The following is a 20754-nucleotide window of genomic DNA, read 5'->3' as shown; positions in this document are numbered from 1 at the left end:
TGACTGGCGCGCGGTGGTGACGGGCGGACGGCCGGGACCCGGCTCCATCGGGTCCCGGCCGCGTCCGCGCACGCCATCCGGCGCGGTGATGCGCCACGAGAGCGCGGTGATGCGCTACGAGAGCGCGGTGATGCGCTACGAGAGCGCGGTGATGGTGAGGGTGGTGGTGTAGCTGCCGGCCGCGGTATCGACCGGCAGGCGCAGGTCGAGATCGGCACCGACACTCGCGGTACCGCTCGGATGGCCGCTGGGCGCGGCTGCCAGGGTCGACGGCTCCGAGAGCCCGGCTCCGCCGCCGCTGAGGGTGGACGTCACCGTCCCGCCGGCAACGGCGCCGGCGCCGGCGGTGACCACCTTCGGGCTCCAGCCGAGGTAGCCGCCGGAGAGCCCGCCGGTGAAGTCGGACACCTGCCCGGAAATCGACCACTCGGGGCCGCCCGTGCGGGTGTCGGTGACCGAGATCGGGTCGATGGCCCCGGTGGCCTGCAGGTGGGTGCCCTGGTCGGCGGTCTCACCGAGATCCACGGCCTGATCGCCGTCGATGCTCCACAGGAACTCACCCGGCTCGGCCGTCTCCGGCACCGTGACGCTGATGGCCTGCTCGCCGTCAGCCGGCCCCGGCTCGCCGCCACCGCCCTGGTAACTGATGGTCAGGGCGGCCGGTGCCTTGTACGGGTCCGCCGTCCCACCACTGCTGTACCAGTACGACGTCAGCCCGGTCTCGTAGTGGAAGTCGATCCAGCTGCTCGGCCAGGCGCCCCATCCCGGATTGGTGCGGTTCTGCGGCGTGCCGCCGGAGCCGGCCGGCGGCTCGTACTCCACGCCCGCGTAGTCCGGTGTGACGGTGAAGCCGCCCTCGCCCGCGCTCCCCACGTCCGACAGGTCGGCGACGACCACACCGGACACCGGGTCCAACGGGACCTTGACGTTCGGGTCCTCCATCGAGGAGCCGTAACCGAACAGGGTGGCCACCATCTGTCCGTTGCCGTCGGCGTCCACCGTCACCACCGGGTTCTCGACGGTGAACGGCACCAGGCCGCCGTAGAAGTTGACGGAGAGCCGCCCGGTGAAGGCGAGTTCCACCTCGCCGGTCGCCGGATCGACCGTACCGCTGCCGCCGCTCCAGACCACCTCCTGGTTGGCGGCGTGGCTGGCGGCACCGGCGCACTTGTTCGCCCAGGTGGGCGCCGCACCGTCCTTCAGGATGCTCACGTCGCCCGCGCTGGTCCGGTAGCTGGCCTGGGTGCCGTCGGACTCGCCGGCCGAGAGGTAGTTGCAGCCGCCGAAGGGCGGCGCGGACTGGACCTCGGTGCTCAGCCCCCAGCGCAGGGTGGCGTCGTCGATCGTCTCCGGCGCCGCCGACGCGGGCGTGGCGCCCACGGCGACCGTGCCGACGACAACCGTGCCGGCGACGGCGAGCGCCGCCAGCCGCCGGGCCACGCCGGGCGGGTGCACCGGATGGTCGGGTTGTGTCATGGACGGGTACCTCCTCATTCTGTTGGTGATACGGGTGCGGTGGGGTCGTGGGGGCCGGTGGAGCGCCTGCGTCGCCGCCGCCAGAGCCCACCGCCGGCGAGCAGGGTGACGACGAGCCCGGCCGCGGCGAGCAGGACGGGCAGGCTCACCCCGCCGGTACTGCGGACCGACCGGGTCGTACCGGCCAACTGGCCCGGCTCGCTGCCGTCCTCGACCGCGAGGTCGCCGTCGGCGGGCGCCGTCGAGTCCGGCTGCGCCACGCCGGTGGGCGTACCGGTCGATCGGGACACCGTCGGCGCCCCGACGTTGCCGCCGGCCGTCGGTGCCGGAGCGTTACCGCCGCCGGCCGTCGGCGCCGGGGCGGAGCCCGCCGCACCGGCCTGGAACCTGATCGGCACGAACCGCTCGTTCGTGGCGCTGGCCACGCCGTGCGCCCCGATGGTGAAGACACCACACCGGACCTTGCGACAGTCGAAGGTACGGGTCGTGCCGTCCGGCATGGTGGTGGCGAAGGCGGCACCGAAGATCCGCATGGTGGTCTTCCAGTTGCCGTCGCCGTCCATGTGGAACCCGGTCGCGTCGCCCGAGGCGCCACCGGCGGTGAAGGAGACCAGCCGCGTGGCGCCGGTGCCGTCGTCCCGGGTCGCGGCGTCGCCCGCCTTGCCGGGATACGCGTACGTCACGCCGACGGTGCCGTTGTTGTTGTTCGAGTTGCGCGTGCTGGGTCCGAAGCGGGTCGCGTCGGCGACCCAGCCGAAGAAGACGTACACCCCGCCGAAGACCTCGACGCCCGGCGCGTGCGGCGGGACGAGGTAGCTCCGGCCGGTGACGGTGACCGTGCTGACCCGGTCGGCCGGCAGCGTCCCCGGCGAGACGGTCAGCGACGGACTCCTGGCAGCCTGCCCGGCGGAGGCACCGGCGGCCGGCGCCACCACCAGCGCCGCGACGATCGCGAGCGCGGATGCGGCACGGGCGGTGCAGCGGGTCCGGGCGGCCGAACAAGGGCCGGCGAGGGACGTCATGGCGGCTCCCATCTCAGGTGGTCGATGCCGCGCCGGTGCCCGGCGCGCCCGGATCGGCGGGGTTCGCGGTGCCCGGACCGTCCCGGCGGGGTACGACGAGCACGGCACCGGTGCGCGGATGGCGCAGCACCTCGATCGGGTACTGGTAGACCTCGCTGAGCCGCTGCGCGGTTAGCACCTCCGCGGGCGGCCCGGTGGCGGTCACCCGCCCTGCGGAGAGCACCGCCACCCGGTCCGCATACGCCGCGGCGAGTCCGAGGTCGTGCAGGACGAGCAGGACGGCGTCGCCCCGGCCGGCGCGCTCGCGGGCCGTCGCCAGGATGCGTTCCTGGTGTCCGATGTCGAGCGAGGCGGTCGGCTCGTCGAGCAGGAGCGCGACCGGTTCCTGGGCCAGCACCCGGGCGAGCGCCGCCCGGGAGCGTTCCCCACCGGAGAGCGAGGTGTAGACCCGGTCGGCGAAGGCGGTCATGTCGGTCTCGGCGAGGGCGGCGGCGACGACCTCGTCATCCCAGTCCTCGGCCGGTGTTCCCGCCCACGGTGCCCGGCCCATCCGCACCACCTGGGTGACGGTGAACGGGAACGAGATGTCCACACGTTGCAGCAGTACACCGCGGCGCAGTGCCAACTCGCCGACGGACCAGGAACGCAGCGGGGCGCCGCCGACGGTGACGGTGCCGATGTCGGGCGCGTGGTCTCCGGCGAGCACGCCGAGCAGGGTGGACTTGCCGGCCCCGTTCGGCCCGACCACCGCCAGCACCTCGCCGGCCCGGACGGCGAGGTCGACCCCGCGCAGCACCGGCGTACCGCCCAGCGACAGTGACACGCCCCGCGCCTCGATGACGGCGGTGCCGCCGGGCGGCGGTGCCGGCACCCGGGCCGGGCGTCGCCACACCCCGTCGAGCACCGGACGGGCGCCCCGCAGAACGGTCATGCCCAACCTCCCGCCCGGGCGCGGGCGCGCATCAGCAGCCAGAAGAAGAACGGGCCACCGACCAGCGCGGTGAGCATCCCGATCGGCAGGTCGGCATAGTCCACCGCGGTACGCGCCACCAGGTCGGCGAGGGTGAGCACGAGTGCACCGCCGACCGCGCTGCCCGGCAGCAGTGAACGGTGGGACGGACCGATCGCCATCCGGATCAGGTGGGGCACCACGAGACCCACGAAGGCGATGATCCCGGCGAAGGCGACACCCGCCGCCACCATCAGGGTGGTGAGCACGATCGCGGTCACCCGGAGGCGTTCGACCTGGACACCGAGGTGCCGCGCGGCCCGCTCGCCGAGGGCGAGCAGGTCCAGGCGGCCGGCGAGCGTCCAGGTCGCGACCAGGCCGGCAAGCACCAGCGGGGCCACCACCTGCACCTGGACCCAGCGACTGCCGTTGAGGCTGCCGAGCTGCCAGAAGACGATCTGTTCACGGGCGGCGGTGTCGCCCAGGAAGACCAGGTAGGCGATGAGCGCGCTGGCCACCGCGTTGACGGCGATGCCCATCAGCACCAGGGTGACCACCTCGGTGCGACCTCCGCGCCGGGCCAGTCCGTATACGACGATCGTGGTGGCGAGGGCCGTGCCGAACGCGGCGGCGGGGATGGTCATCGGCCCGAAGAAGGTCCAGCCGAAGACGATCACGGCGCAGGCGCCGACCCCGGCACCGGCGGAGACGCCGATCACGCCCGGTTCGGCCAGCGGGTTGCCGAAGATGCCCTGCATCACCGCGCCGGACACGCCCAGCCCGGCGCCGACCAGCAGCCCCATGACCAGGCGCGGGAATCGGATGTTCCAGAGCGCGGCCTCACCGTTGGGATGGGTGGGCAGGTCACCGAGATGCAGCCCCAGGCGGTGTAGCAGCGAGCCGATCACTTCGCCGGGCGGGACGTGCAGCTGGCCCGCCCCTGCGGAGACCAGCAACGTCCCGCCGAGCGCGACCAGCAGTACCGCGATCACGACCGTGGCCCGCCCGCCGCGCACCGGGCCGGGCGCGGGTGCGCCGGCCGCCGGGGCGCGGCGCACCGGCGGCCGTTCGATCGACCGGGGTGTCGCCATCGTGGTCATGGACGGGCCGCCTCGCCGTAGATGGCCTCGGCGAGCGCTTCGAGGGTCGTGGGGAACTGCGGCCCGAAGCTGAGCACCTGGTGGTCGCTCATGTCGACCACGCAGGCGTGGGCCCCGGCCGGCGTGTCCGCGACGCCCGGCAGCTGCATCAGCCCGTCGACGCCACCGACCGACTCCAGGCCCCGGGTCATCATCAGGTAGAGGTCGGGGCTGGCCTTCACCAGCCCTTCGGCGTTGAGCGGTCGCATCCCCTTCAGGCCGGCCTCGCTGGCGACGTCGATCCCGCCGAGGTCCTGGATGAGGCCGTCCGCGCCCGAGCCCTCACCGAACCAGTAGTAGACCCCGGCGTTGCCGCGCAGGTAGAGGAAGACCATCCGCAGCCGGTGCGCCGGGTCCGCCGGCACGAGTTCGGCGACCCGGGCCCTGGCCGCGTCGGTCTCGCCGCGCACCCGCGCGGCGAGCCGCTCGCCCGCCTGCGGCACCCCGAGCACCGTGGCGACCGCTTCGATCTGCGGGCCGATCAGGTCGCGCGCGCGCCGGTCACTCATGATGACCACCGGTATCCCGGAGTCGCGCAGTTGGAGCTGCACCTCCAGCGGACCGATGCTGTAGTCGGTCAGCACCACCGACGGCCGCAGGTCCAGGATGGCCTCGCCGTTGAGTTGGTGGCCGTTGTGGGTCACCAACGGCAGGTGCGTCAGCTCGGGGATGCCGGTCGACACGTCGCGTCCGACCAGCCGGTCACCCAGGCCGAGGGCGTACACGGTCGTGGCGAGGGTGCCGTACGTGTCGAGTGCCAGGATCCGGCTGGCGTCGGTGACCGTCACCGGCTTCCCGGTGATGTCCGGGTAGACGACCGGCAGCTGCGGCTCGGGATCCGTGGCGATCGGCTCGATGGTGACCTGTGACCGCGCGGTCGCGGGGCGTCTGCACTCCAACCTCCCGTCGCCGGCCACCGCCCGGCCCGGAGTGGCCGGTGCGCCGAGGGACGAGCACGCCGCGAGCAGCGCCAGCGAGAGCACCCCGCCGCAGAACCGCACCACCACCCGGGATGCTCGCCTCGCCGGCATCTCCGCGCCACCCACGTGACCACCGCCTTGCTGGGAGTTCGGCCGCGCCGCCACTGGCACCGGCGGCAGCGACATCTAGTTAGGTAAGGCTAACCTTGCTCGGTATCCTTGCCGCCTTCCCATGGGCGCGTCAAGGAGATGGCCGCCAGCTCACAGGGCGGGCTTCGGACCTGTACGGTTGAGGTCAAGATCAACCGTTTGGTCGGTCGGACCGTCTCCGGATCCGGATCCGGGTGTCCGGGTCCGCATCCGGGTCCGGGTCCGCATCCGGGTCCGCATCCGGGTCCGGGTCCGCATCCGGGTCCGCATCCGGGGCGCGACGCGCTGCCACTGCGTGGCCGCAGCCGCGCATCACCCCGATGCGGGTGCCTAGGCTATGACGATCGAGGCTGCGAGCCGGATACGCCGGGGTCGCGCAGGGCACGCGAGCTGCGTCGGTGCCGCCGGCGGGTGGTCAACAGCGTCTAGAGTCTGTCGTGTGCTGCCCACCGGGACATCGATCGACTGGGCGTCGGTGGAGATCGCGGTCCCGCGCGCGATCCGTCCACTGCCCGGGATCAGCATGGCCGGGTTCTGCCAGCGTGTTCCGGCGGTCGTGGACCTCGCCATGGTCGCGCACCCGGACGTCACCCTGCTCGTCGACCTGAGCCGGGGAAACGCCCTCGGCTACGACGTCGGGGGCCGGCGCGAGTACGGCAGCGTCGTCGTCGGGCTCCACCCCGGCGAGTTTCGAGCGACCGGCCAGGGCACCGGCGAGTGCCTGCAGATCCGGCTGGAACCAGTGGTGGCGGCCGCGGTCTTCGGCGCCTCGGCCGAGCTCGGGGGCGCCGTGGTGTCCCTGGACGACGTCTGGGGCCGCGACGCCGGGCGGCTTGAGGCGAGGCTGCGAGCCACCGCGTCCTGGGACGAACGCTTCGCCATCGCGGTGGAGATGCTCGGTCGCCGGCTGGGCGCCCGGCCCACGGTCGAACCGGAGGTCGTCCACGCCTGGCGGCGCACGCTCGCCAGCCGGGGGCGGGCACGGGTCGACGGCCTGGCCGAGGAGGTCGGCTGGAGCCGCAAGCGACTGTGGACGCGGTTCCGCTCCCGGCTCGGTATCGGTCCCAAGGAGGCGGCCCGACTGGTGCGGTTCGACCACGCCGCCCACCTGCTGGTGGCGGGCCACACCGCCGCCAGCGTCGCCGTCGAGAGCGGCTACGTCGACCAGTCCCACCTGCACCGCGAGGTCAGGGCGTTCGCCGGCCTGACGCCCGCCGCCGTGGCCGCCGCGCCGTGGCTCGCGATCGACGACATCGCGTGGCCGGCCGCATCACGCGCCCGGCTTTCTGCGCGGCGTGGCGAACGAATCCCCGCCCCTCGCTGACCGGCACGCGTGCCTGATCAGCACTCCGTCGTCCTGTCTGTCTCGCTCCGGTGACTCTCCGCTGGTCGCGACCTCCCGTCGTCAGTTGTTGCACGATCCGGTGTCGAGGTGGAGGTACCGGGCGTTGACCCAGCGGTGCAGCTGGACGCCGAACACGATGCCCCCGATCGTGACCAGGGCCGGCAGGTATCCACTCGCGACCTGGATGATCGGGATCGCCGGGCACCCCCCGGAGAGTGCCCATCCGCTGCCGAAAAGCAGGGCGCCGGGTACCACGCCCGCGTGGATCCGTCCCGGTGTGCGGCGGACGCGGATCAGGACGAACACCACGGCGATGAGCGCGACCCCACCGCCGAAGGCGAGCAGCATGCGCAAATCCTGGAAGGTGAACATCCGGTTCAGTTCGGCGTAGTCGCCGAAACCGATGTTCGTCACGGTGTAGCCGAGCGCGAGCCCGGCGATGATGTTGGCAAGAAGAAGTCCGCCCCGGGTACGCATCAGATCACCTTCCACAGCAGGAACGAGACCACGACGGCGGCGCCGAAGAAGACGGCCGTCGCGACCAGGCTGTCCGGATGCAACCGCCCGCATCCGTTGAGTCCGTGACCGGAGGAGCACCCTCCGGCGAGGCGGGTACCGAAACCGACGAGGATGCCACCGGCGAAGAGGACACCGACCATCTGGAGTGGACTGTCGGTGACGATGTCGCGGAAGCCGTCGCCCATGTCCAGACGGAGGTCGAACCGTCCGGCGGTGACCGCCGCCAGCAGTCCACCCATAAAGATCGAGAGCAGCAGCGCAGCCTGAGTGGCCAGGGGCGCCGGGCGTGGGCTCGCGCTCGCGCTCGAGATCGAGGTCGGGGTCGGCGTAGTCGCGGCCGGTTCGCCGACCGGGGCGGATGCCTGCACCTCGGCGACGTCGGCGACCGTGCCGTCGGCGACCGCCGTGGAGGACGCGGCGGCTGCGCCGGTACGGGTCCCGAAGTGCTCGGCGGTGGCAGCCGCGAGCGCCTCGGTGAGAGCCCGGTCGTCGGTGAACTGGGCCTCCATCCGTTCGACCCGGCGCTCGTTCCGCCAGTGCAGCACGCGTTCCCAGGCCGAGGAGACGCCGAAGGACCGATCGGTGCTGACGGTGTAGTTGATGGTGACGAGGGCAAGACCGAGTGCGCCTGCCCACCAGGGCCAGTAATCGCTCATGCGGAGCCTGAGATCCAATCAGTGAGGCGGGTCCACCAGCGCCGCCGCGGTTGCGGCGACACCGCGTTGCTCCCGGGTGTCTGCACGGTGTGTGGAAACAGCGGGTGCGCCGGCCGCGCGGCCGGTGCCGAGGCCTGCTCGAAGGAGGCGGGTGCCGCGCCTGCCGTCTGTCGGGCATCAGCCGGCCGACCCGGCTGTGCGGGTCGGGCCGCTCCGGCCCGACCCGCCCCCTTGGTCTTCAGATGCTGGGCGGTGGCGCCGTTCGGCAACAGGATGATGGGCACGACTGCGCCGGTCAACGACAGCTGGTATCGGGCACAGTCCCGCCAGCCCTCCCCGGTGTCACAGTAGTACTCCCGCCAGCTGCGTAAACTGGCGTTGAGCAGCGGAAATAGCGGGCAACGTTCCGCATGTGGGCAGCCCATATCGCTCCAGTCTGACCGGCTCCGCCCCCGGCGGACCCGGCGGTCGAGCGCGGTCCCTGCTTCCTGATCCAGCCGGCAGCATAGAGCATTCACAGTGCGATGACATTCGATGGTTGATGCCGAACCGGAAGGGACCTGTTCACCCCGGCGCGGCGGCGTACGGCCCTGCCGTCGGGGTACGTCCTGGGCATGTTGCTGAACAACCCTGCCGACCTGCTGCGCCTGCTCGCCATCGCCCTGCTCGTCTATCCGGCGCTGGTGGCGATGCTGCGGATCTCCGGAAAACGGACACTGTCCAAGCTCAACGCCTTCGACTTCGTCGTCACGGTGGCGCTCGGTTCGACCCTGGCGACGATCCTGCTCTCGCGGGACGTCTCCGTGGTCGAGGGCATCCTCGCGCTGGCGCTCCTGGTGGCGTTGCAGTACGCGGTCGCCCTGCTCGCCGTGCGCTGGCCACCGTCGCAGCGGCTGCTCAAGGCCCGACCGACCGTGCTGCTCCGCGACGGGCGGCTAAGGCTCGACACCATGCTCGCGACCCGGGTGACCGAGAGCGAGATCCGGCAGGCGGCGCGCAGCCACGGCGCCGGTGACCTGAACGATATCGCCGCGGTGGTCCTGGAGACCGACGGAAACCTGAGCGTCATCACCCAGAGCCGGATCGGTGACGGCAGTTGCCTGGCCGACGTACGCGACGAAGGGCGGTGACGCACCTCGACCGTTCTCCGCCACTCCGCGCCGGCTCGACGGCCCGGGGATGGCGAAGCAACCGACCACGGGGGCGGCGTTGTTCACGGATAGTGATGGGTGTGGCCGGGTCGGTCGGGACCTGGCAGCGGGGGGAGCGTGGCGGGAATGTCCAGCAAGGAGATCATCGACCGGGTCGGCATGCTCCTGGATCTGGCTGGTGTACTGGTCATCGCCGGTGGCGTGGTCATCGCCACCGGCTACTTCCTCTACCGGTACTGGCGGACACGTCAGCTCGTCGAACTCTACCGCCCCTACCGCCGGACGGTGGGCCGGGCAATCCTGCTCGGACTGGAAATCATCGTCGGCGGCGACATCATCCGGACCGTGGCCGTCTCACCGACCTTCGAGAGCGTCGGGGTGCTGGCGGTCATCGTCCTGGTCCGGACGTTCCTCAGCCTGTCACTGGAGGTCGAACTGGAGGGCCGTTGGCCCTGGCAGTCCAGGCGGACCAGCTCGGCACAGGCCCGGCCCGACCAGGCCGGTTGACCCGAGCACGGCGGGCAGACACGGCCGGTCGGTGGTCTCGGTCGGGAGGACGGGGGTCGGGAGCGCCGGATGAGGCCACGGATCGGTGGCGAGCTATCCGGGTGCCGCCGGGTAGACGCGGGTCTCGGTGGCCTTGACGGCGGCCCAGACCGGCTGACCGGGGGTGAGCCGCAGATGCGCGGCGGCGAGCGGGGTGACGTCGGCGGCCGCCCGGATCGGACCGGTGAGCTGGATCCGGAGGTTGTCCCCGTGCCGCTGGACCCCGCTCACCGTGGCCGGCCAGGTGTTGCGGGGGCTGCCGTCCGGGCGGCCGGGGTGCAGGGCGACGGCCGAGGGTGGAAAGGCGACGAAGACGTCGCCGTCGTGCTGCTCACCCGCGGTCAGCCGGAACCCGTCGGTGAGCAGGACCGTGTGCCCGTCGGCGTGCCCCCGGTAGAGGTTGAGCCCGACCAGGCGGGCGACGTAGTCGGTGCGGGGTTGGGCGGTGATGGTGGCGGCATCGCCCTCCTGTACCACCTCGCCGCCTTCGACGATGACGAGCCGGTCGGCGAGGACCAGGGCGTCGAGCGGGTCGTGGGTGACCAGCAGGGTCGCCCCGGGATGCCCGGCCAGGTGCCGTTGGAGCTGGGCGCGGGTGTCGAGCCGGGTGCCGGCGTCGAGGGCGGCGAGCGGCTCGTCCAGGAGCAGCAGGGCGGGCTCGACGGCGAGGGCACGGGCCAGGGCGACCCGTTGGGCCTGGCCGCCGGAGAGCTGCCGGGGCTTGCGGCGGGCGTGCTCGGTCAGTCCCATCCGGTCCAGCCAGTCGGACGCGCGTCGCCTGGCCTGGTGCCGGTCCAGGCCGCGGCGGCGGAGCCCGAAGGCGACGTTGTCCAGCGCGGTGAGGTGCGGAAAGAGCAGGTAGTCCTGGAAGACCACCCCGATCGGGCGCCGCTCGGTCGGGATCCGGACACGCCGACGCGGGTGGTCGAGGTGGTGGCCGGCGAGCCTGAGGTGCCCGGCCGAGAGGGGCAGCAGGCCGGCGAGGGTACGCAGCGCGGTGGTCTTTCCGGCGCCGTTGGGTCCGAGGAGTGCCACGACCTCGCCGGGTGCGATGGTCAGCGGCAGGTCGAGCCGGAAGGTGCCCCGGTCCGCGACGAGGCGGGCGTCGAGCAGCGGCCCCCCGATGTCGGGCTCGCTCCCGTGCACGGTCGGGCCGGCGGTCACGGGCTGCCGATCCAGCGGTCGCGGAGGCTGGCCAGGATCACCACGGAGACGGTGAGCAGGACGAGGCTGAGCACGATCGCCGCCTCCAGGTCGGTCTCCAGGGCGAGGTAGACCGCGAGCGGCATGGTCTGGGTGCGCCCCGGGAAGTTGCCGGCGAAGGTGATGGTGGCGCCGAACTCGCCGAGCGCGCGGGCCCAGCAGAGCACCGTTCCGGCGGCGATGCCGGGCGCGACGAGCGGGAGTGTCACGTGCGTGAACGTGGTCCACCGGTTGGCACCGAGGGTCGCCGCCGCCTCCTCGTACCGCACGTCGGCGCCGCGCAGTGCTCCCTCGACGGCGATGACCAGGAACGGCATCGCGACGAACGCCTCGGCGAGGACGACCCCGGCGGTGGTGAACGGGAGGGTGATCCCGAGGGTGCTGTCGAGCCAGGAGCCGAGCAGCCCACGGCGGCCGAAGACCAGCAGCAGGGCTACGCCGCCGACCACCGGCGGCAGGACGAGGGGCACGGTGACGAGGGCGCGTACCAGGCGGCGACCGGGGAACTCGACCCGGGCGAGCAGCCAGGCCAGGGGTACGCCGAGGGCGAGGCAGAGCAGGGTGGCGAGGGTGGCGGTCTGCACCGACAGCCGCAGCGCGGTGAGTACGCCCGGCTCGGCCAGCCGCTGCGGCAGGGTGCTCCACGGGGCACGGGCGAGCAGTCCGGCCAGGGGCAGGACGAGGAAGAGCAGCCCGAGCGCGGCGGGTAGCAGCAGCGCCACCGGCATCCGCCCGGTGTGCCCGGGGCGTGCCGGTGGTGTGGCCCGGCCGGAGCGCACCACCGTATCGTCGAGCCGGGACATCGGCTACGGGGCCTGGAACCCGGCGGCGGTGAGGACGGCTCGGCCGGTGTCGGAGAGCACGTAGGTGACGAACGCCTGCGCCCCCGGCTTGTTGGGCGCGTTCTCCAGCACGGTGATCGGGTAGTCGTTGATCGCCACGGTCGATTCGGGGAACTCGATCCCGTCGACGTCGGCGGCGGCGGCCCTCGCGTCGGTGCGGTAGACCAGCGCGGCGTCCACCTCGCCCAGCCTGACCTTGGAGAGGGCGGCCTTGACGTCCTGCTCCAGGGTGACCGGGCTGAGCCGCACGCCGGCGGCGTCGAGGGCCTTCTTCGCCGCCGCCCCGCACGGGACCTGTTCGGCGCAGACCGCGACCTTCGCGTCCGGCCCGGTCAGGTCGGCGAGCCGGGTCACCCCATCCGGGTTGCCTTTCGGCACCGCGATCACGAGCTGGTTGCGTACGAAGACCGTGGGCATCCCCTCGGCGTTGCCGGCATCGACGACGACCGCCATGTTGGCCGGGGCGGCGGAGGCGAAGACGTCCGCCGGCGCGCCCTGGTTGATCTGGGTCGCCAGGGCCGAGCTGCCGGCGAAGCTGAAGGTGACCCGCACCCCCGGGTTGGCCCGCTCGAAGTCCTTGCCGAGTTGCCTGAACGGTTCGGTCAGTGACGCGGCGGCGAACACCGTGACGGTGCCGTCCACCGCGCCACCGCCGCCGCTCGGTTGCCGGCCGGCCTCGTCGCCACCGCCACACCCGGTGGACCCCAGTACCGCCAGCACGGCGACGGCGGCCAGGGCGGTACGGGATCGTCCTGCTCTCACGGGCTGCTCCTCCCTCGACCTCCCGCCACCGCCGCCGGCCGTTCCACGACGACCGTGGTCGATTTGATCACTGCGATCGCCACCGATCCGACCGCCAGGCCGAGGTCGTCGACCGCCTCGCGGCTCATCAGCGAGACCACCCGGAACGGGCCGGCCTGGATGTCCACCTGCGCCATCACCGCGTCCTTGGTCACGGCGGTGACGATTCCCCGCAACCGGTTGCGCGCCGACGACTCGTCGGCGCGTTCGTCAGGGTCGTCGGCGTGCGCCCGCACGAACGCGGCCAACTCGACCCCGTCGATCACCCGGTGGCCGTGCCCGTCCCGGATCGCGGTGAGTCGCCCGGAGTCCACCCAACGCCGCACCGTGTCCACGCTGACGCCGAGCAACTCGGCCGCCTCACCCATCCGGAACACCGTCACGACGGTCACCCTAGCGGACCGCACCTGCCGGCATGAAGTGGCCGAACATGCCGTATCTGCGATCCATCTCTCCGCTCACGGACCGCAGCTGCCGGTCCGGCTCGAAAATCTCCGCGCTCCGGTCCCGGGTCCGGCTAGGCTGGCCGGGCCGGTTCGCGGTGGACGGAGGTCAGGACTCGGATGCCCCGGACGTCGTTCATCTCGACCACCATCCCGTACGTGAATGCGCGCCCCCATCTCGGCCATGCGCTGGAATACGTCCAGGCCGACAGCTACGCGCGGCACATGGCACGCCGGGGTGACGACGTCTTCTTGATGAGCGGCTCCGACGAGAACAGCCTCAAGAACGTCCTCGCCGCCCAGCGGGCCGGGCTGACGACCAGGGATTTCGTCGACCGCAACGTCACGCACTTCGCAGGGCTGATCGAGGCACTGGACCTACGGGTCGACCACTTCGTCCGGACCAGCGTGGACAGTGACCACATCGAGGGTGCCACCGAGTTCTGGCGGCGGATGCGGGCCAGCGGCGACATCTACCTCAGGGAATACGAGGGGCTGTACTGCGTCGGCTGCGAACAGTTCTATCCGGAGGGCGACCTGCCCGACGGCAGATGCCCGGAGCACCTCACCGTGCCGGAGCCGGTCAGCGAGGCAAACTACTTCTTCCGGCTGTCGCGATACCACGACCGGCTGCTGGCGGCACTGACCAGCGGCGAGATCTCCGTCGTGCCGCACACCCGGCTCAACGAGGTGACCAGCTTCGTACGCCGCGGCCTGGCCGACATCAGCGTCTCCCGCTCCGTCGGGCGGGCCCGCGGCTGGGGCATCCCCGTCCCGGACGACCCGGGCCAGGTCATGTACGTCTGGATCGACGCGCTGACCAACTACGTCAACGGCCTCGGCTTCGTACGCGACGACGAACGCTACCGCCGCTACTGGGCGGAGGCGGCGAGCCGGGTGCACGTGATGGGCAAGGGCGTGACCCGCTTCCACGCCGTCTACTGGCCCGCGATGCTGCTCGCCGCCGGCCTCCCGCTGCCGACCGAGATCGTCGTGCACGGCTACGTCACCGTCGACGGCGGCAAGATCAGTAAGTCGCTCGGCAACGCGGTCGACCCGGGCGAACTCCTCGACACCTACGGACTCGACGCGGTCCGCTACCTCCTGCTGGCGGACTTCTCGCCCTTCGGCGACGGCGACTTCAGCGAGGAACGGCTGATCGGCCGCTACAACACCGACCTGGCCAACGGGCTCGGCAACCTCGTCGGCCGGATGACGAGCATGGTGATCCGCTACCGCGACGGCGTCGTCCCGGCCGGCGGCCCCATCGGCGAAGCCGACCGGGCCCTCGCCGAACAGGTCCGGACCACCGAGTCGGAGGCGACCGCCGCCATGGACCGCTACGACCACCGCGAGGCGCTGGCCCGCATCGTCGACCTGGTCCGACGCAGCAACGCGTACATCGACGAACGCGCCCCCTGGCACCTCGCCCGGTCGGGCAGGGCGGAGGACGCCCACCTTCTCGACACGACCCTGCACCACCTGGCCGCCGCGGTCCGCCAGCTCGGCTATGCCGTCGGCCCGTTCCTGCCACGGGCGGGCACGCGCATCCTGGCGACCCTGGGTGCCACCGAGTCCGACGTCCCCGGCGCCGGGGACTGGCTCGACGGCGTCGCCGGCCGCACCGTCAGCAAGCCTGATGCCCTCTTCCCACGGCTCGCACCGAGGTAGCCGCCGCAGCGGTGGCCATGCCGCCGGGCGCGGGCGGCAACGGCGGTGACCAGGACCACATCCGTCCGGTCCTCGTGGCGCGGGAGGCGGCCGAACTCTATCGTCCGGGGCGGCAGGCCGGGCCCCGACCGACCGCGGGCCGACCGCCGGGCATCGGGGCAGCAGCCCGGCCCCGGCTACGGGACATGTGAGGGAGACACCTGTGACCACCACCGCCGAGCGGATGGCGGCGGCGTACTTCGACGCCATCGAGCTGCTCTGCCGGGTGACTCCGAAGGGCTGGTACGCCGAGCGGGGCACCGCCCGCGCGGCGGTGACGCACGCCGGCATCCCGACCATGAACGCCGCCTACGACACGACACCGGAACCGGACATCGACTCGCTCGACGAGATGGCGACCGAGGTCGCCAGACAGGCCGGAGCCTGGTCGATCATGGTGCGCGGCGAGGCCGGCAACGAGGTCGCCGACCTCGCGGCCCGGCACGGCCTGGCCAGGCGCAGCGACCTGCCGTTGTTGGCCTGCGCCGCCGACGACATCGTGTTCCGGCAAGGCGAGGCACCCCGGACCGCGGTACGCCGGGTCGGCGCGGCCGAGAGTGATCTCTACACGGAGGCTCTCGCCCGGGGCTTCGAAGTGCCTGCGGACGCCTTCGGTTCGCTCTTCGGCGGTGGCCTGCTCGACACCGAGCCGCTCACCGGCTACCTGACCGGGGAGTCCGGCCGCCCCACCGGCACCGGCCTGGGGATACGGACCCGCAGCGCGGTCGGCGTCTTCAACATCGCCGTCGTCCCGGCCGCCCGCCGCCGCGGCCTGGGCCGGACGATCACCGAGGCTGTACTGCGCGACGGCGTCGCGGCCGGCGCGGACGCGGTCTACCTGCACGCCTCCGCGATGGGCCGGCCGCTCTACGAGTCGATGGGCCTGCGACACGTGGAGACCTGGACCGTGTTCGACGCGGGGTCATGACCCCGGACGCACCGACCAGGCCACGACACACGTCCGGGACAGGCCACGACACACGTCTGAGAGATGAGCCGTGAACTTCAGTGAGAGGGTGCGCTCGGCCTTCCGGCGCGGCGAGACCGACGTCGTCGTCCGGATGAGCGAGGCCGAGATCGAGCGGGCCCGGGCGGCCGGCGACCCGGCGGGCGAGGTGGAGGCCCGGTACAGCCTGGCCCGGGTCGCCATCCGTGGCGGCGACCTGGCGGCCGGAGAGGCCAGGGCCCGGGAGGCGCTCGCCGTCGCCCTGCGCTCCGGCGACCGCAGCCTCGAGGAGCGGCCGAGACACGTACTCGCGGGCGTGGCGCGGATCTCCGGCGACCTGCTCCGCGCCCGGGACCTCTACCGGGAGAGCATCGCCCTCAACGAGGCGCTCGGACAGCCGAGGACGGTCAACTCGGAATACCACAACCTCGCCTTCTGCGAGCTGGGCCTGGGGCATCTCGACGTGGCGGGGAGGCTCTTCGCCGAGAGCCGTGCGCAGGTGTTCGGCAACGGCTGGGACGACTTCGTGCCGTACGTCTGCGTGGCGGGCGCCGCGCTCGCCTCCGCCGGGGCCGACCACGCCCGGGCGGCCCGCATGGTCGGTGTCGCGGACGCCGCGTTCGCGTCGCTCGGCCAGGTGCCGGATCCCGACGACGCGGCCGACCTCGCCAGGGTGCGCACGGCGGCGACCGAGGCGCTCGGCCCGGCCGCCTTCGCCGACGAGTACGCCCGGGGCCAGCTTCTCGACCCCCGCGCGGCCTTCGCCGACGACCGGCCCTGACACACCTCGACACACCGGGACCTTGCTTTCCCTTCGCCAGGTCAGCGCCGCAGTGGCAACAGGGGAAAGGGGGCCCGCCCCGGACCCGGGGCAGGGGGTCCAGGGCGGGCCGGCGCGGAAACTCGCCGGAGGAACAGCTTCCGCGTGGGTGATGAGGCAGGTCACTGTCGGCGGCGGGGAACCCAGTAGAGGATCTGTCCGACGATCGTGGCGGGGTGACGGTCGGGAAGTGCCTCCAGTGCGCGGGCGAGGTGCGCGGCGAGGTACATCGTCAGTCCGACCCGGTTGCCGTTGAAGCTGCGCAGTAGGGCCAGGCGGGCATCGTGGCAGGGCCAGTCGTGTTCGCATACCAGGCAGGCGTACCGGTCTCCGGGGAGGTGCTGCCCCGCGCGGGCCGCCGCCAGCCGTCGCCGTGCGGCGTGCCGCTCCCATCGCGCCCACGGCCCGATCACGGTCTACATCCGTTCGGTGTGCCGGGCGCGGTGCTGCTGGGCCGGGGTCAGGGTGCCCGGCCGGCCGTTGCGCGGCTGCGAGCGGGTGGGTGCGTCCCACCCGGGCCGACGATTCCGGACCTGCGGCGGTGGTGGCGGTGTGGGGTCCGACAGGGCACGGACCTCGGTCGCCTCCTCCTCGGTCAGTTCGATCGAGCGAGGGTTGTCCCAGCAGTCCCGGTGCACCAGCGGCGCGGGTGGCCGACACGGCATCGGTACGCGTTCGATCGCGTCGGGGCACACCCAGCGATGGCCGCACCGGCAGTACCGCCAGAGGCGCCACCACGCCCGACGATGGCGGGGGTTGCGGGTCTCTCTCATGCGTCTTGCCTCCCGTCGACAGTTGGGGGACGGGGGTGGTGCCCGCTCGGACCTCGTTCGACCTCAACGTCCAGACACCGCCCCCTGGGCGCCCCGGCAGACTTGGGGATGAACGTTTGCGGACCGCCACCCGAAAGCGCCTGCGATCCACCATGGACGGCAAAGCGTGAACAAGGGAAGATGCGTTAGCGACAGTAAACATGGATATCCCGATGCCCTGGCGATTTAAGAGAGGCGCTAAACATGAGTAATCTCCCAGCAAGACTCAAAGAGCTGAGGGCCGAGCGCGGGGTTACTCAAGATCAGGTCGCAGAGGTAGTGCAGGTCAGCAAGTCCTTGATAGCCGCATTCGAGACGGCGAGACATGTCCCCCGGGCGGAAACGGCGGTCTGCCTGGATGATTACTTTGGAACCGGGACCGAGATCCAGAAGGCGTCTGCCGAGGCCAGGGCAAACCGGAAGCCGCCGCCAAGCTGGTTCCGCCCTTGGCGGGACTTGGAGGAAACGGCCTCGACTCTTCGCTACTTCCAAGCAACCCTGATCCCCGGCCTGTTACAGACAGAGGCGTACGCCCGTGCCGTGTTTGCCAGTACGGGGCTGCTCACCGACGATGAGGTACTTGACCGGGTTGTCCTGCGTATGGAGCGGCAAGCCACGATCATCGACCGTCCCGGCCGGCCGTCCTTCGTGTTCTTCCTGGACGCGTCCACGCTCCGATGCGGCCCACCGGAGATCGCTAAAGATCAACTGCTGGCACTGGCGGACGTTGGCGCCCGGCCCAACGTCTTCGTCCACGTCATTCCGGACGAAGCGGGGCTACACGCGGGGCGCAGCGGGTCGTTCGCCTTGGCGACGCTGGAGGGCGGGGGGATGGTCGGCCTGCTGGAAGACTTCTACGAGGACCGCGTGATCGTCGAGCCGGGCCGCGTGGCTGGCCTCGATCGGACGTGGCAGGCTATAGCAGCGGCTGCACTTCCGTGCGCCCAGTCAAGAGACTTCATTCTGAGGTTGGTGGATGACGATGACGACCGAACGGCCGCGCTGGCGCAAGGCCAGCCGTAGCGGCCAGAGCGGCGGCAACTGCGTCGAGGTTGCCGACAACCTTCCTGGCCGGGTGCTGGTTCGGGACACCAAGGACCGGGACGGCGGAACCCTGGCGTTCGCCCCGGCCGCGTGGCAGGCGTTCGTCAACCTGACCAGGCACGGCCACTGACGGGTCGGCACGCGCCGCGCGCCAGAATCCCGTTGACTACCGTGTGGGGGCAAGCGGGCGACTAGCCGCGGGCGGCCCCCGAGGTTCCGCCCGATCGCGACACCGGGCCGGTTGAGCGCGCCGTGGCCGGGATTCGGCTCTGTCCGGAATCCGAGCCGCTACACCTCCCGCTGAAGCTCGATCGCGGCCAGGGTCGCACCCCATCCCCGCCGTCAAATCCGCCGGTCGGACGCCGGACAGCGCCCCGCGTCGCTACCGCCTTCGCCTGGCCAGCCACGGATGCGCACAGGCCGCCGGGAACACACCGGGGACGCGAGCGCTCCCCCGTCGCCCGCGCAGCTCGCGGAAATCGACGATTGTCGTGGTGTCCCGTCGGTGGCACGATGGGTTTTGTTGGGCAACCAAACTAAGTGCTCCACCGGACCCGGTCGCCGCCCCGGCGGTGACACGACACGTTAGGAGGCCCGCATGAGACCCGTCCCCTTGCGCGGGACCAGGCACAGAACGCTCCGTACCGGCCTCGCCGCCGTCGCCGCCCTGCTGCTGGGCGTCGGCGCGACGGCGGTGCTCGGTGCCCCGGCCAGCGCCGCCACCGGCTGCCGGGTGAACTACACCGTCAACCAGTGGCCGGGTGGATTCACCGCCAACGTGGCCCTCACCAACCTCGGCGATCCCCTCAACGGGTGGACGCTGCAGTGGAGCTTCGCGAACGGGCAGACCGTCACGCAGGGCTGGGGCGGCGAGTTCAGCCAGAGCGGCTCCCGCGTCACGGTGACCAATGCGTCCTACAACGCCGCCCTGGGCACGAACGCCACCGTCACGCCCGGCTTCAACGGGACCTGGAACGGCAGTAACACCGCGCCCACCTCGTTCACCCTCAACGGGGTGACCTGCACCGGAGCTCCCTCCACCGGGCAGCCGCCCACCGGTGCGCCCACCCCGACACCCTCACAACCCGGAGGCGTCGCGTGGACGTCGTCCGACCAGTGGGGGACGTGGACCAACGGCGGGTACACGCTCTACAACAACATCTGGGGCAGCGGCGCCGGCAGCCAGACCATCTGGGCCAACTCGTACAGCAACTGGGGGGTCAACGCCAACCACCCGAACACCGGCGGCGTGAAGTCCTATCCCAACGCGACCCGGAACGTGAACCGGAACCTCAGCGCGATCCAGAGCCTGACCAGCAGCTTCAACGTGACCGTGCCGAGCGGCGGGGCGTATGCGAGCACCTACGACATCTGGGCCAACAACCACGCGTACGAGATCATGCTCTGGATGAACAAGACCGGCCCGGTGGGGCCGCTGGGCTCACTACAGACCACGGCGTCGGTCGGCGGGCATACCTGGCAGATCTACCGGGGCTCGAACGGTGCCAACGAGGTCTTCTCGTTCATCCGCACCAGCAACACCAACTCGGGGACGGTGGACATCCTCGCCGTGCTCAACTGGATTCGTAACGCGGGCTGGTACGGCGACGTCCTGGTCGGGGACGTCCAGTTCGGCTACGAGATCACCTCGTCGTCGGGTGGACTGAACTTCACCACCAACAGCTTCTCGGTGTCGTACCGCTGATCCGCCGCCTCCTCCCGCCGACCGGGCCCGGTGCACCTGCCTGAGCCCGGTCGGCGGCTGTGGAGCTACCGGACGGCGGCTGTGGAGCTATCGGACGGTGGCGGCCGGGCGAGTGCGCGGCGACCTCTTTCGGGCGGGATCCCGGAGCGGCCGGGCAACGGCGCGGGCATATGCCACTATTGCGTCGTTAGGAGGGCATTCGGCATGCCAGACAAGGGTCAGGTCCTGCGCCTGCTCGAGCAGGGGCACGACTATCCCGAGATCGCCCGCCGGCTCGGCATACCGGCCGGTCAGGCATACCTGATCGCCACCGGCGTACCGGCGGACAACGGCGACGGCGTGACCCGGGAGCAGCGCGACCGGCCGGGGATTCTGCCCTCCCGGACGCAGCGACTGGTCAACGACCGCGAGGTCAACCCGACCTCGTCGCCGCTGGTGCACGAGTGGGTACGCCGCCGGGCCGCCGAGGACCGGCAGATGCAACAGGCCGCCCACCCGGACGTGCAGCGGCGACAGGCGGCCGATCCGGACGGGCCGGGCTGAGCGGCCGAGCGG

At 71.9% G+C, this 20754-nt stretch carries 23 protein-coding genes; 10 read left to right on the top strand and 13 right to left on the bottom strand.

All coding sequences use genetic code 11. The features are described from left to right. Positions 1-135 precede the first annotated feature (135 nt). Genes ACN28C_RS18595 through ACN28C_RS18575 form a run of 5 tightly spaced genes read right to left on the bottom strand, consistent with a single transcriptional unit; the run spans position 136 to position 5617 of the window. Positions 136-1476 carry a hypothetical protein gene (locus ACN28C_RS18595; RefSeq protein WP_422768807.1) on the bottom strand — a complete coding sequence of 447 codons (1341 nt, stop codon included), beginning with the start codon at positions 1474-1476 and terminating at the stop codon, positions 136-138. A 14-nt stretch (positions 1477-1490) separates the two neighbouring features. Then, positions 1491-2498 carry an LPXTG cell wall anchor domain-containing protein gene (locus ACN28C_RS18590; protein ID WP_422768806.1) on the bottom strand — a complete coding sequence of 336 codons (1008 nt, stop codon included), beginning with the start codon at positions 2496-2498 and terminating at the stop codon, positions 1491-1493. Between the two features lie 13 nt (positions 2499-2511). Further along, positions 2512-3429, bottom strand: coding sequence for a heme ABC transporter ATP-binding protein (locus ACN28C_RS18585; protein ID WP_422768805.1), 918 nt, complete (start codon positions 3427-3429; stop codon positions 2512-2514). Next, positions 3426-4547, bottom strand: coding sequence for a FecCD family ABC transporter permease (locus ACN28C_RS18580; RefSeq protein WP_422768804.1), 1122 nt, complete (start codon positions 4545-4547; stop codon positions 3426-3428). Before ACN28C_RS18580 ends, ACN28C_RS18585 begins: the two co-directional genes overlap by 4 nt. Then, positions 4544-5617 carry a heme/hemin ABC transporter substrate-binding protein gene (locus ACN28C_RS18575; RefSeq protein ID WP_422768803.1) on the bottom strand — a complete coding sequence of 358 codons (1074 nt, stop codon included), beginning with the start codon at positions 5615-5617 and terminating at the stop codon, positions 4544-4546. The genes ACN28C_RS18580 and ACN28C_RS18575 overlap by 4 nt, the downstream gene beginning before the upstream one ends. 478 nt (positions 5618-6095) lie before the next feature. On the opposite strand from ACN28C_RS18575, the gene ACN28C_RS18570 reads away from it, so the two are divergent. After that, entirely contained in the window at positions 6096-6980 is an 885-nt protein-coding gene (locus tag ACN28C_RS18570) for a helix-turn-helix domain-containing protein (RefSeq protein WP_422768802.1), read from the top strand. Between the two features lie 81 nt (positions 6981-7061). On the opposite strand, the gene ACN28C_RS18565 is transcribed toward ACN28C_RS18570, so the two are convergent. Beyond that, entirely contained in the window at positions 7062-7478 is a 417-nt protein-coding gene (locus tag ACN28C_RS18565) for a YeeE/YedE thiosulfate transporter family protein (RefSeq protein ID WP_422768801.1), read from the bottom strand. Then, the gene (locus ACN28C_RS18560) at positions 7478-8176 is read right to left on the bottom strand and encodes a YeeE/YedE thiosulfate transporter family protein (protein WP_422768800.1); all 699 of its coding nucleotides are present in this window, start codon (positions 8174-8176) and stop codon (positions 7478-7480) included. The genes ACN28C_RS18565 and ACN28C_RS18560 overlap by 1 nt, the downstream gene beginning before the upstream one ends. 614 nt (positions 8177-8790) lie before the next feature. Here ACN28C_RS18560 and ACN28C_RS18555 point away from each other — a divergent pair. Both ACN28C_RS18555 and ACN28C_RS18550 read left to right on the top strand, forming a co-directional pair. Then, positions 8791-9306, top strand: coding sequence for a DUF421 domain-containing protein (locus ACN28C_RS18555; RefSeq protein ID WP_422768799.1), 516 nt, complete (start codon positions 8791-8793; stop codon positions 9304-9306). Between the two features lie 147 nt (positions 9307-9453). Further along, positions 9454-9834, top strand: a complete 381-nt coding sequence (locus ACN28C_RS18550) for a DUF1622 domain-containing protein (RefSeq protein WP_422768798.1) — start codon at positions 9454-9456, stop codon at positions 9832-9834. A gap of 93 nt (positions 9835-9927) precedes the next feature. Here the strand turns inward: ACN28C_RS18550 and ACN28C_RS18545 are convergent, their stop codons facing one another. From ACN28C_RS18545 to ACN28C_RS18530, 4 genes are all read right to left on the bottom strand, one after another. After that, positions 9928-11037: an ABC transporter ATP-binding protein gene (locus ACN28C_RS18545; RefSeq protein WP_422768797.1), complete on the bottom strand. Its 1110-nt coding sequence runs from the start codon at positions 11035-11037 to the stop codon at positions 9928-9930. Beyond that, a complete protein-coding gene (locus ACN28C_RS18540) occupies positions 11034-11804 on the bottom strand; it encodes an ABC transporter permease (protein ID WP_422774731.1) in 771 nt (256 codons plus the stop codon). The genes ACN28C_RS18545 and ACN28C_RS18540 overlap by 4 nt, the downstream gene beginning before the upstream one ends. 78 nt (positions 11805-11882) lie before the next feature. After that, entirely contained in the window at positions 11883-12680 is a 798-nt protein-coding gene (gene modA / locus ACN28C_RS18535) for a molybdate ABC transporter substrate-binding protein (protein ID WP_422768796.1), read from the bottom strand. Then, on the bottom strand, positions 12677-13102 hold the full coding sequence (locus tag ACN28C_RS18530; protein WP_422768795.1) for a TOBE domain-containing protein: 426 nt from the start codon (positions 13100-13102) through the stop codon (positions 12677-12679). The genes modA and ACN28C_RS18530 overlap by 4 nt, the downstream gene beginning before the upstream one ends. A gap of 180 nt (positions 13103-13282) precedes the next feature. Here ACN28C_RS18530 and metG point away from each other — a divergent pair, with 180 nt between their 5' ends. The 3 genes from metG to ACN28C_RS18515 all read left to right on the top strand — a co-directional run bounded on the left by metG (position 13283) and on the right by ACN28C_RS18515 (position 16599). Beyond that, positions 13283-14833 carry a methionine--tRNA ligase gene (gene metG, locus ACN28C_RS18525; RefSeq protein ID WP_422768794.1) on the top strand — a complete coding sequence of 517 codons (1551 nt, stop codon included), beginning with the start codon at positions 13283-13285 and terminating at the stop codon, positions 14831-14833. A gap of 202 nt (positions 14834-15035) precedes the next feature. Beyond that, complete coding sequence (locus ACN28C_RS18520; protein WP_422768793.1) at positions 15036-15800, top strand: GNAT family N-acetyltransferase; 765 nt, start codon at positions 15036-15038, stop codon at positions 15798-15800. A 70-nt stretch (positions 15801-15870) separates the two neighbouring features. Beyond that, positions 15871-16599, top strand: a complete 729-nt coding sequence (locus tag ACN28C_RS18515; RefSeq protein ID WP_422768792.1) for a tetratricopeptide repeat protein — start codon at positions 15871-15873, stop codon at positions 16597-16599. Between the two features lie 161 nt (positions 16600-16760). Here ACN28C_RS18515 and ACN28C_RS18510 read toward each other — a convergent pair whose 3' ends face one another. Both ACN28C_RS18510 and ACN28C_RS18505 read right to left on the bottom strand, forming a co-directional pair. Beyond that, positions 16761-17051 carry a flavin reductase gene (locus ACN28C_RS18510; protein ID WP_421493576.1) on the bottom strand — a complete coding sequence of 97 codons (291 nt, stop codon included), beginning with the start codon at positions 17049-17051 and terminating at the stop codon, positions 16761-16763. 3 nt (positions 17052-17054) lie between these two features. Further along, positions 17055-17411 carry a hypothetical protein gene (locus tag ACN28C_RS18505; RefSeq protein ID WP_422768791.1) on the bottom strand — a complete coding sequence of 119 codons (357 nt, stop codon included), beginning with the start codon at positions 17409-17411 and terminating at the stop codon, positions 17055-17057. Between the two features lie 243 nt (positions 17412-17654). On the opposite strand from ACN28C_RS18505, the gene ACN28C_RS18500 reads away from it, so the two are divergent. From ACN28C_RS18500 to ACN28C_RS18485, 4 genes are all read left to right on the top strand, one after another. Further along, a complete protein-coding gene (locus tag ACN28C_RS18500) occupies positions 17655-18473 on the top strand; it encodes a helix-turn-helix domain-containing protein (RefSeq protein ID WP_422768790.1) in 819 nt (272 codons plus the stop codon). Further along, positions 18433-18624 (top strand): DUF397 domain-containing protein, encoded by a 192-nt coding sequence (locus tag ACN28C_RS18495; RefSeq protein ID WP_422774730.1) that lies wholly within the window; start codon positions 18433-18435, stop codon positions 18622-18624. The genes ACN28C_RS18500 and ACN28C_RS18495 overlap by 41 nt, the downstream gene beginning before the upstream one ends. Positions 18625-19092: 468 nt before the next feature. Continuing rightward, positions 19093-20199 carry a cellulose binding domain-containing protein gene (locus ACN28C_RS18490; protein ID WP_422768789.1) on the top strand — a complete coding sequence of 369 codons (1107 nt, stop codon included), beginning with the start codon at positions 19093-19095 and terminating at the stop codon, positions 20197-20199. 204 nt (positions 20200-20403) lie between these two features. Further along, entirely contained in the window at positions 20404-20742 is a 339-nt protein-coding gene (locus tag ACN28C_RS18485; protein ID WP_422768788.1) for a hypothetical protein, read from the top strand. Positions 20743-20754 lie beyond the last annotated feature (12 nt).

It is taken from the genome of Plantactinospora sp. WMMC1484, from assembly GCF_049315195.1.
Lineage (GTDB): Bacteria > Actinomycetota > Actinomycetes > Mycobacteriales > Micromonosporaceae > Plantactinospora.
Note: the sequence above shows the minus strand (reverse complement) of the source record. Positions and strands in the feature narration are given on the sequence as shown.